The sequence below is a fragment of the Streptomyces sp. UH6 genome (genome assembly GCF_013421635.1).
GTDB classification, from domain to species: Bacteria; Actinomycetota; Actinomycetes; order Streptomycetales; family Streptomycetaceae; genus Streptomyces; species Streptomyces abyssomicinicus.
Genome location: NZ_JACADT010000103.1, coordinates 1 through 10385, shown reverse-complemented (window position 1 = coordinate 10385; position 10385 = coordinate 1). Strand labels below are relative to the sequence as shown.

Sequence of the window (10385 nt, the reverse complement as noted above, 5' to 3'; positions counted from 1 at the left end):
CTGCGCGGCGCGCCCGCCCGCTCGGCGACGACCTCCGGCAGCGCGTCGAGCAGGTAGTCGCGGGCGACCAGCGCGCCCGGCGAGTCCCAGTTCCCCGGCACGCCGAGCGCCGCGCGCAGGTCCTGCTCGTGCACCCAGACGTCGAAGGCGTGGTGGCGCATCGACTCCTCCAGGGTGATCTCCCGCCCGAGGTGACCGCGCACCACGGTGTCCGGCTGCCGGGTCTCGTTCCGCAGCTGCCGGTTGCGGCGGATCACGGTGTACTCCAGCTCGGAGGTCATCTCCGGCGCCGTGTGGTGCCGCCGCACGTCGACCTGCATCTCCATGTAGCGCTGGTGCTCCGTGGTCACGTGGTACAGGTCGCGCGGCAGGGAGTGGATGGGGCGGGGGTCCCCGAGCATTTCGCAGTCCAGCCCGATCACGTGCGACACGACGTCCCGGACGGACCATCCCGGGCACGGCGTCCGCCGGTTCCACTCGCCCTCGACGAGGGGCTGCACCAGCTCGGATATCGCCTCGATCGAGTGAGTCCAGGCGTCGGCGTAGGGCTGAAGGGCAGGATGCAGACTCACGGAACGGGACCCCTCGGGCGGTTGGTTCTCGGGCAGTGCCAGCGTCTTGAAGAGCTAAGTTACGCTGCGGGGAGGTACCCCGGCAGAGCTTTCGTGTGACGATCGTAGAGCGGGGTGGAGGACTCGACGGTCAGGGCGGTGGTACGGTGCGCGCCTCTCTTCTCCAGATGCGTGTGGACGACGGCGAATCGGTCGGGGAGCGCCGTCTGCGGGCGTCGGCGCTGGTGCGCGGGCAGGCCGGAGCGGATCTGGTCGTCCTGCCGGAGCTGTGGACCACCGGGGCCTTCGCCTTCGAGGACTTCGACGCCTGCGCCGAGCCGCTGACGGGCCCCACCCACGACGCCATGTCCGCCGCGGCGCGCGACGCCGGCGTCTGGCTGCACGCCGGGTCGATCCCGGAACGCTCGGACGACGGCACGCTGTTCAACACCGCCCTGGTCTTCACGCCCTCCGGTGAACTGGCCGCCTCCTACCGGAAGATCCACCGCTTCGGCTTCGACCAGGGCGAGGCCGTGCTGATGGGCGCGGGCGGCGACCTGGTCACCGTCGCGCTGCCGGAGATCACGCTGGGGCTGGGCACCTGTTACGACCTCCGTTTCCCCGAGCTCTTCCGCGGGCTGGTCGACGCCGGGGCGCAGACGCTCGTCGTCCCGGCCGGGTGGCCGGAGCGGCGCCGCGCGCACTGGACGCTGCTCGCCCGGGCGCGGGCGGTGGAGAACCAGTGCTTCGTCCTCGCCTGTGGAACGGCGGGGACGCACGCGGGAGTTCCGCAGGCGGGTCACTCGATCGTGGTGGATCCGTGGGGCGAGGTGCTCGCCGAGGCGGGTGACGGGGAGGAGGTCCTCACCGTCGACTTCGATCCGGCCCGCGTCGTCGCGGACACCCGGGAGAAGTTCCCCGCGCTCAAGGACCGCCGCCTCGGCCTGCCCACGCCGCCCCGCCCGGCCTGAGGCCCCGTACTCGGCGCGACGCCGTGCCCCGGAGGTCCGGGACACGGCGTCGTCGTGCCGGCGTCAGTTGGTGAAGTACAGGTACTTCCAGGAGCCGTACGTCGTGGAGTTGACGTTGTCGCCGGACGAGTTGTTGATGTAGTTCGTCCGGACCCGGGCCTTGATGCCGGCCTCGCCGGCGGCGCCCATGTTCACCGTGACCTTGCCGGTGCTGCTCAGCTTGAAGTACTCCGAGCCGCCGGAGTACCACGTGCCGTTGTAGTAGACCTGCACGTCGTAGCGCACCTTGCGGCCCGTGTAGTAGCTCATCGTGGTGCCGACGAGCGGGGCCTTGGTCTTGCGGAACCAGTAGTAGTTGTGCGAGCCGACGTAACCGGTCTTGTAGTGGCCGGAGACGGAGTTGGAGATCGCGACCTTGGCGTAGCCGACCGACGTGACCGTCTTGGGCGCGGACTTGGCGTCGCCCTTGAACACGGCGGTCACCGTGGTGTCGCGCTTCATGTCCACGACCGCGGAGATGTTGCCGCTGGAGTTGACCTTGCCCGACTTCAGCAGCTTGTTCGGCTTGTCCGAGCCGTAGGGGTTGGCCCAGATCTCCACCGTGCGGTTGGAGTACGTCTTGCCCAGGTGGGCGGTGAACGTGACGTCCTTGCCGTACGTGTAGACCTTGCCGTTGTTGTTCAGGGTCAGCGAGGTCGCGGTGCGGGGGACGACCACGGTGTCGGACTTGACCACCGAGGTGTGCGTGGCGTCGCCCGCGTACGTCACCCGGTAGACCACGTCACCGCCGGCCGGCGGCGTGTCCGTGAAGCTGAACGTGCCGTCCGCCTTGGCCGTCACGGTCGGCAGCGCCTTGCCGCTGGGGCTGGACACGTCGATGCGGGCGACCGTCAGCTTCACCCCGGCCGGCAGCGGGACCGTCGCCGAGATCTTGCCGGTGACGGTGAGCTTGGTGCCGATGGTGCCCTTGGAGGGGGCGCTGACGGTCAGGGTCGGGACGTTGAGCTTGGGGCCGGTGAAGGCCTTCAGGGTGTAGGTCCCGTTCGACGCCACGAGGGCGAAGAGCCGCGACGCGTCCGGGGCCCAGGTCACGTCGGCGGTGGTGCCGCCGGCGGAGAGGGTGCGCAGCGGCTGGGTGCCGTTGGGCGCGTAGACGGAGATGGTGTCGTCGACGAAGTTGGCGACGGTGCCGTCACCGTTGACGTCGGCCTGGTAACCGGTGACCGGGTAGCCGCCGGCGTCGGCGAACGTGCCGTTCGCGTACGACAGCCGCTTGTTGCCGTTGATGAGCACCTGCGAGCCGCCCGGCACCAGGTCGATGTCGCCGATGCCCCAGGTCAGCGAGTAGTTGCCGTCGTGGTGGGCGACCACCTCCGGCGTGCCGGAGGAGACGTCCAGGACCGAGACGGAACCGGTGCTGATACCGACCTCGCCCATGGCCAGCAGACCCGGCGAGGAGGGGTCGGTGTCCAGGTCGGCCGGGTCGTACCACAGGGAGCCGTGCGGGGAGAGCCCCATCCTGACCGGGCCGTCCTCCTCGGAGGCCGCGGAGAACTCCGCCGGGGCGGGCTCGGTGGGCTCGGTGGGCTCGGTGGGCTCGGTGGGCTCGACGGGCGGCTCGGTCGGCTCGACCGGCGGCTCGACGGGAGGTTCCGTGGGCTCCGCGGGCGGCTCGGTCGGCTCGGTCGGCTCGACCGGCGGCTCCGTGGGTTCCACGGGCGGCTCGGTCGGCTCCACGGGCGGCTCCGTGGGCTCGACCGGCGGTTCCGGCGCGGTCCAGTCCGGGTCGATCGACCCCAGGTTGCCGTCCCACTGGTCGCCGTAGCTGAACCAGACCTTGCCGGCGGTGAAGGCGATCCCCCGGGGGCCCTCGGTGGTGTCGATGGTCCAGCGGCCGGTGACCGCGAGCGTTCCCGCGTCGAAGGCCACGACCTCGTGGCTGCCCTCGGCCGCGGCGTACAGGGTGGAGCCGTCGTCGGAGAGCACCAGACCGGTGACGCCCGGAACGCCGGAGACCCGCTTGATCAGGGCGCCGGACCAGTCGGCGACGGTGATCGCGCCGCCGCTGCGGTCGGCGACGAAGACGCGCTGGAGGCCCGCGTGGGCCACCATGCCGCCGGGTGCGGCGACGGAGGCGGCGGCCGAGGCGGTCCCGGCCGCGGTGACGGTCAGTGCCGCCGAGCTGAAGAGGACGGCGAGAGCCGTCGCGGTGGAGATGCTGCGCCTGCGCACAGGTGGTGTACCCCCCAAGGGACCCGGTGATCGCCGGGCACGAAGGTCGCGCGACAACACACGCGTGACACCGCCGTCGAGTGGCTCGGGCGGCTCGTGGTGCACGCGGGGCGCGACTGCCGGGGGCAGCATATGACGTGCCTGTGACAAGAGAACAGCGGGATTCCCTGCAGAACCTCCACAGTCCCGACCGCTCTCCTCCTTCCCGCGGTGGTGAGCCCGCGGTGGTGGGCCCGCGGTGGTGGGCCCGCGGTGGTGGGCCCGCGGCGGGCGGGCCGGGCGGTGCCGGCCCGGGCGGTGCCGGCCCGGGGCCCTACTCGCCGCCGCCCGCGCGCTCCTTCTCCGCCAGGTGGATCACGCAGATCGTCACCGCGGCCAGCAGCGCGGGATCGGCGTCGTCGCGGACCACGTCGATGCCGTAGGTGTCCCGCAGGGTCAGCCAGCGGCGGGAGATCACCGCCAGGAGTTCGCCCCGGTGCTCCACGGCGAACTCGCGGTCGGCGATCTTGCCGCTGACGTCCAGCTCCGTGCCGTCGGCCATGGTGACCTTGTAGTGGTTCCGCAGCAGGGACAGCGACTTCCGGCGGACGGTGGCCAGCGGCTCGCCGTCGCGCTCGATCGCCATCGTCGCGCGGAGGGCGACCACCTTCTTGCGGATGACGAGGAGCACCTCCTCCGTACGGCCGTGCTTCAGCTCGAAGGTCTCCCGCAGCCGCATGGCCTTCCCGTCGACCAGGTAGACCTTGTTGCCGTTCTCGTCCTCGATCCAGTAGTCGTCGCCCACGGCGACCAAGCGTTCGCGCACCACGAGTCTCATGGGGGTGGAGTTCCCCACGGAGCGGCCCGGGACGCGGTGAGTACACCGAACGGCGGTCCGCCCGCAGGAGGCGGACGGGGCCCGGCAGGCCCCCGGGGACCCCCGTGGCACTCTTGAGGGATGAACGACTCCGCGCCCCGTCGCGCCCGCGTCCGCGCCCCCGAGCTGATCGGCAAGGGTGGCTGGCTGAACACGGGCGGTAAGCAGTACACCCTCGCCGACCTGCGAGGACGCATCGTCGTCCTCGACTTCTGGACCTTCTGCTGCGTGAACTGCCTGCACGTCCTGGACGAGCTGCGGGAGCTGGAGGAGAAGCACCGGGACACCCTGGTGATCATCGGCGTGCACTCGCCGAAGTTCGTCCACGAGGCGGAGCACCAGGCCGTGGTCGACGCGGTCGAGCGGTACGGCGTGGAGCACCCGGTGCTGGACGACCCGGAGCTGGCGACGTGGAAGCAGTACGCGGTCCGCGCCTGGCCGACGCTGGTCGTGATCGACCCCGAGGGCTACGTCGTCGCCCAGCACGCCGGCGAGGGCCACGCGCACGCCATCGAGAAGCTGGTGGAGGAGCTGGAGGCCGAGCACGAGGCCAAGGGCACCCTGCGCCGCGGCGACGGCCCGTACGTGCCGCCGGAGCCGGAGCCCACCACCCTCCGCTTCCCGGGCAAGGCGCTGCTGCTGCCGAGCGGGAACTTCCTGGTCAGCGACACCACCCGGCACCAGCTGGTGGAGCTGGAGGCGGACGGCGAGACGGTCGTGCGCCGGATCGGCGGCGGCTCGCGTGGCCTGGCCGACGGGGAGGCGGGGAGCGCCCTCTTCAGCGAGCCGCAGGGCCTCGCGCTGCTGGACGACACCACCGTGGTCGTCGCGGACACCGTCAACCACGCGCTGCGCCGTCTGGACCTGTCCACCGGCGAGGTGACCACGGTGGCCGGCACCGGCCGGCAGTGGATGCAGGGCGAGCCCACCGAGGGGGCGGCCCGCGAGGTCAGCCTCTCCTCGCCGTGGGACGTCGCCCACTGGCAGGGCAAGGTGTGGATCGCCATGGCCGGCGTCCACCAGCTCTGGGCGTGGGACCCGGCGGCCGGCACGGTCGAGGTGACCGCCGGCACCACCAACGAGGGCCTGGTCGACGGACCCGGCCGTGAGGCGTGGTTCGCGCAGCCCTCCGGCCTCGCGGTCTCCACGGACGGCGCGCGGCTGTGGCTCGCGGACTCCGAGACCAGCGCGCTGCGCTGGGTGGAGAAGGACGGCGCCGTGCGCACCGCGGTCGGCACCGGACTCTTCGACTTCGGCCACCGCGACGGCGAGGCCGGGCAGGCGCTCCTCCAGCACCCGCTGGGCGTCACCCCGCTGCCCGACGGTTCGGTCGCGGTCAGCGACACCTACAACCACGCCCTGCGCCGCTTCGACCCCGCCACCGGCGAGGTGACCACGCTCGCCACCGATCTGCGCGAGCCCAGCGACGCGGTGCTGGCCGGCGAGGACATCGTGGTCGTCGAGTCGGCGCGGCACCGGCTGACCCGGCTGCGGCTGCCGGAGGAGGCGGTGCGGGTGGAGTCGGTGGCGCACCGTACGCAGCGTGCGGCGACCGAGGTGGCTCCGGGACGGCTGGAACTCGACGTCATCTTCCAGGCGCCCGCGGGCCAGAAGCTGGACACCCGCTACGGGCCGTCGACCCGTCTGCTGGTCTCCTCGACCCCGCCGGAGCTGCTGCGCGCGGGCGCGGGCGCGGACACCGGTCTCACCCGGGTGCTGGAGCTCGATCCGGAGGTGCCGGAGGGCGTGCTCCACGTCTCCGCGATGGCCGCGTCCTGCGACGACGACCCGGCGAACGAGTACCCCGCCTGCCACGTGCATCAGCAGGACTGGGGCGTCCCGGTCCGTCTCACGGCCGACGGGGCGACCCGTCTGCCGCTGGTGCTGGCCGGCCTGGACGCGTGACGACGCGTACGCCGCGTCCGACGCCGGGGAGCCCCGTCAGGTCCTGACAGGCCCTTGCCGGTCCTGTCAGGTCCTGTCAGTAGTGACGGCGGGGCTCCTCCTCGACGACCGGGGTCGTCGGCGGCATGACCACGCGGCGGCGCCGCGCGATGCTGGTGAAGGTCGCCACTCCGATGAGGCCGACCAGCATCAGGATGATGCCGACCAGGTCGACGTTGACGCCGCTCATCTCCCAGTCAGTGGCGAAGGTGAGAATCGCTCCCACCCCGATCAGGACGATGCATCCGCCCAGGCCCATGAGTTGTTCCTCTCTCGTGAGGATTCTTCGTCAACTCCGGATACCCGGGCGGATGCCGCCCATGTGTCGATCAGGCCCCGTCAGCCTTCGAGGAACGCCGCCAGCGCGTTGGCGAGCAGGAACGGGTCGTCGGCAGCGCAGAGTTCGCGGGCGCTGTGCATCGACAGGATGGCCACGCCGATGTCGACGGTGCGGATCCCGTGCCGGGCCGCGGTGATCGGGCCGATGGTGGTGCCGCAGGGCATCGAGTTGTTGGACACGAAGGACTGGTACGGCACGCCGGCCCTCTCGCAGGCCGCCACGAACACCGCGCGGCCCGAACCGTCCGTGGCGTAGCGGTTGTTGACGTTCACCTTGAGGATGGGTCCGCCGCCCGCGCGCGGGTGGTGCGTCGGGTCGTGCCGCTCGGCGTAGTTGGGGTGCACCGCGTGGCCGGTGTCGGAGGAGAGGCAGACGGTGCCGGCGAGGGCGCGTGCCCGGTCCTCCAGGCTGCCGCCTCTGGCCAGCACCGAGCGCTCCAGCACGGTGCCGAGCAGCGGGCCGTCGGCGCCGGTGTCGGACTGCGAGCCGGTCTCCTCGTGGTCGAAGGCGGCCAGCACGGGGATGTGCGTCAGGTCGCCCCGGGCGGCCACGGCGGCCAGCGCGGCGGTGCCGGCGTGCACCGAGAGCAGATTGTCCATCCGCGGGCCCGCCACCAGTTCGCGGTCGCGGCCCAGGTAGGCGGGGGCCTCCACGGAGTGGACCATCAGGTCCCAGCCGACGGCCGAGCCGCGCTCGAGACCGGCCTCGTCCTCCAGGAAGGAGATCAGGTCGCCCTCGGTGACGTCGTCGCCCAGGCCCCAGACGGGCTGCATGTGGCGCTGCTGGTCGAGCTTGAGGCCGTCGGCGTGGATCGAGCGGTCCATGTGGATGGCGAGCTGCGGCACGCGCAGCAGCGGGCGGTCCACGTTCACCAGATGCTCGGAGCCATCGCGCAGGGTGAGCCGGCCGGCCAGGCCCAGGTCGCGGTCGAGCCACGAGTTGAGCAGCGGGCCGCCGTAGATCTCGACCGCCACCTGCCGCCAGCCGTGCGCGCCGCTGTCCGGGAGGGGCTTGACCCGGAGGTTGGGCGAGTCGGTGTGGGCGCCGACGATGCGGAAGGGGGTGTGCGGGGCGGCGCCCTCCGGGACGTACCAGGCGATCAGCGCGCCGCCGCGGATCACGTACCACCCGCCGGCCGAGGCGTCCCAGGCGTCCGTCTCCGACAGCGGCCGGAAGCCCGCCTCCCGCAGCTTCTCGGCGGCGTTGGCCACCGCGTGGTACGGCGACGGGGAGGCCGCCAGGTAGGACATGAGGTCGTCGGTGTGGCCGCGGTCGAAGCGGGTTGGTGCGCTCATGGGAGCCAGCCTAGATCCAGCCGGGGAGCGTCGAACGGCAGGGCGGGGCGGCGCCGAAGCACCGCCCCGCCCTGCCGCATCCCGAACCGCTCGGGGGACCTGGGGGAGACCAGGATCAGAACGCCTCTTCGGGCAGCTCCATGATCTCCAGGTCGACGTTCTGCGCGACCTTGCGGGCGAGGGTGACGCCCGGCAGGACGGTCTTGGCGAAGAACTTCGCCGCCGCGATCTTGCCGGTGTAGAACGCCACGTCCTTGCCGGTGGCCGTCTGGAGCTTCTCGACGGCCACGGCCGCGCCCTTGAGCAGCAGGTGGCCGACGATGACGTCGCCGGCGGCCATCAGCAGGCCGGTGGTGTTGAGGCCGACCTTGTAGATGTTCTTGACGTCCTCCTGGGAGGCCATCAGGTCGTTCAGCATCTGCCCGACGATCGCCTCGAGCTCGCCGGCCGCGCGGCCGAGCTGCTCGCGGGCGGTGGCCAGCTCGTCGCCGCCGATGTTCTGGCCGATGAAGGACTTGATCTCCTCGGCGATCGCGGTCAGCGGGGCGCCGCCGGTGCGGACGATCTTCCGGAAGAAGAAGTCCTGGCCCTGGATCGCCGTGGTGCCCTCGTAGAGGGTGTCGATCTTGGAGTCCCGGATGTACTGCTCGATCGGGTACTCCTGCAGGAAGCCGGAGCCGCCGAAGGTCTGGAGCGACTGGGCGAGCTGCTCGTAGCCCTTCTCGGAGCCGTAGCCCTTGACGATCGGGAGCAGCAGGTCGTTGAGGGCGTGCTCGGCGGAGGAGTCCTCGCCGTTCGCCTCCTTGACCTGGATGGCGTCCTGGACCGAGGCGGTGTACGTCACCAGGGCGCGCATGCCCTCGGCGTACGCCTTCTGGGTGAGCAGCGAGCGGCGCACGTCGGGGTGGTGGGTGACGGTGACCTTCGGGGAGCCCTTGCCGCCGGCCAGGTCGTTGCCCTGGACGCGCTCCTTGGCGTACTCCAGCGCGTTGAGGTAGCCGGTGGAGAGGGTGGAGATCGCCTTCGTGCCGACCATCATGCGGGCGAACTCGATGATGAGGAACATCTGGCGGATGCCGTCGTGCTTGTCGCCGACCAGCCAGCCCTTGGCGGGGTGCTGGTCGCCGAAGGTCATCTCGCAGGTGTTGGAGGCCTTGAGGCCCATCTTGTGCTCGACGTTGGTGGCGTAGACGCCGTTGCGCGCGCCCAGCTCGCCGGTCTCGAAGTCGAACTCGTACTTCGGGACGAGGAACAGCGACAGGCCCTTGGTGCCGGGACCGGCGCCCTCGGGGCGCGCCAGCACGTAGTGGAGGATGTTCTCCGACATGTCGTGCTCACCGGACGTGATGAAGCGCTTCACGCCCTCGATGTGCCAGGAGCCGTCCTCCTGCTGGACCGCCTTGGTGCGGCCGGCGCCGACGTCCGAGCCGGCGTCGGGCTCGGTGAGCACCATGGTGGCGCCCCACTGACGCTCGACGGCGATCTGCGCGATCTTCTTCTGGACGTCGTTGCCCTCGTCGAACAGGACGCCGGCGAAGGCCGGGCCGGAGGCGTACATCCAGATGGCCGGGTTGGCGCCGAGCAGCAGCTCCGCGTAGGACCAGATCAGGGAGCGCGGCGCGGGGGTGCCGCCGATCTCCTCGGGCAGGCCGAGGCGCCAGTACTCGGAGTCCATGAAGGCCTGGTAGCTCTTCTTGAAGGACGCCGGGACGGGCGCGGTGTTGGTGGTGGGGTCGAACACCGGCGGGTTGCGGTCCGCGTCGGCGAAGGACTCGGCCAGCTCGTTCTCGGCGAGGCGGGCGACCTCTTCGAGAATGCTGCGGGCGGTGTCGACGTCCATCTCCGCGAACGGGCCGGTGCCGTACAGCTTGTCGCGCCCGAGAACCTCGAAGAGGTTGAACTCGATGTCGCGGAGATTCGACTTGTAGTGCCCCATCGACGGCTCCGTAAGGGATCAGGTAGCGGATTCCGGCGGTCTACCGGCAAGTAACAACGATGATGCTACCCGTCGGTAATAAGCCGCAACCCCGTCTGGGTATCTGTGACCGAATACTCCCGGGACGCGTTCCACGATCCAAGGGGGCGGAAAACACCGGGAGCGGTTTCCGGCCGCCACCCGTCCGGGGGATCCACGCCCCCGCCCGGCCTCCGTGGGGCACGATGAGGCAATGGCCGCCACCGAGCAGGAGCAGCAGC

Annotated in this window: 8 protein-coding genes; 2 read left to right on the top strand and 6 right to left on the bottom strand. The window is 71.2% G+C overall.

Annotated features, from left to right (window positions below):
• A partial coding sequence (locus HW445_RS08815) for a maleylpyruvate isomerase family mycothiol-dependent enzyme (RefSeq protein ID WP_180220467.1) occupies positions 1 to 572 on the bottom strand: 572 nt, incomplete at its 3' end.
• Between the two features lie 146 nt (positions 573 to 718).
• On the opposite strand from HW445_RS08815, the gene HW445_RS08810 reads away from it, so the two are divergent.
• Positions 719 to 1522, top strand: coding sequence for a carbon-nitrogen family hydrolase (locus HW445_RS08810; protein ID WP_180220468.1), 804 nt, complete (start codon positions 719 to 721; stop codon positions 1520 to 1522).
• Positions 1523 to 1585: 63 nt separating this feature from the next.
• Here HW445_RS08810 and HW445_RS08805 read toward each other — a convergent pair whose 3' ends face one another.
• Entirely contained in the window at positions 1586 to 3754 is a 2169-nt protein-coding gene (locus tag HW445_RS08805; RefSeq protein WP_180220466.1) for a YncE family protein, read from the bottom strand.
• Between the two features lie 313 nt (positions 3755 to 4067).
• Complete coding sequence (locus tag HW445_RS08800; protein ID WP_180220465.1) at positions 4068 to 4571, bottom strand: LURP-one-related/scramblase family protein; 504 nt, start codon at positions 4569 to 4571, stop codon at positions 4068 to 4070.
• A gap of 120 nt (positions 4572 to 4691) precedes the next feature.
• Between HW445_RS08800 and HW445_RS08795 the strand changes: the two genes are divergently transcribed.
• On the top strand, positions 4692 to 6515 hold the full coding sequence (locus HW445_RS08795) for a thioredoxin-like domain-containing protein (protein WP_180220464.1): 1824 nt from the start codon (positions 4692 to 4694) through the stop codon (positions 6513 to 6515).
• Between the two features lie 76 nt (positions 6516 to 6591).
• On the opposite strand, the gene HW445_RS08790 is transcribed toward HW445_RS08795, so the two are convergent.
• From HW445_RS08790 to HW445_RS08780, 3 genes are all read right to left on the bottom strand, one after another.
• Positions 6592 to 6813 carry a DUF6458 family protein gene (locus tag HW445_RS08790; protein ID WP_151773552.1) on the bottom strand — a complete coding sequence of 74 codons (222 nt, stop codon included), beginning with the start codon at positions 6811 to 6813 and terminating at the stop codon, positions 6592 to 6594.
• Between the two features lie 80 nt (positions 6814 to 6893).
• Positions 6894 to 8189, bottom strand: a complete 1296-nt coding sequence (locus tag HW445_RS08785) for a M18 family aminopeptidase (RefSeq protein ID WP_180220463.1) — start codon at positions 8187 to 8189, stop codon at positions 6894 to 6896.
• Positions 8190 to 8304: 115 nt separating this feature from the next.
• Positions 8305 to 10125 (bottom strand): acyl-CoA dehydrogenase, encoded by a 1821-nt coding sequence (locus tag HW445_RS08780; RefSeq protein ID WP_180220462.1) that lies wholly within the window; start codon positions 10123 to 10125, stop codon positions 8305 to 8307.
• Positions 10126 to 10385: the final 260 nt, after the last annotated feature.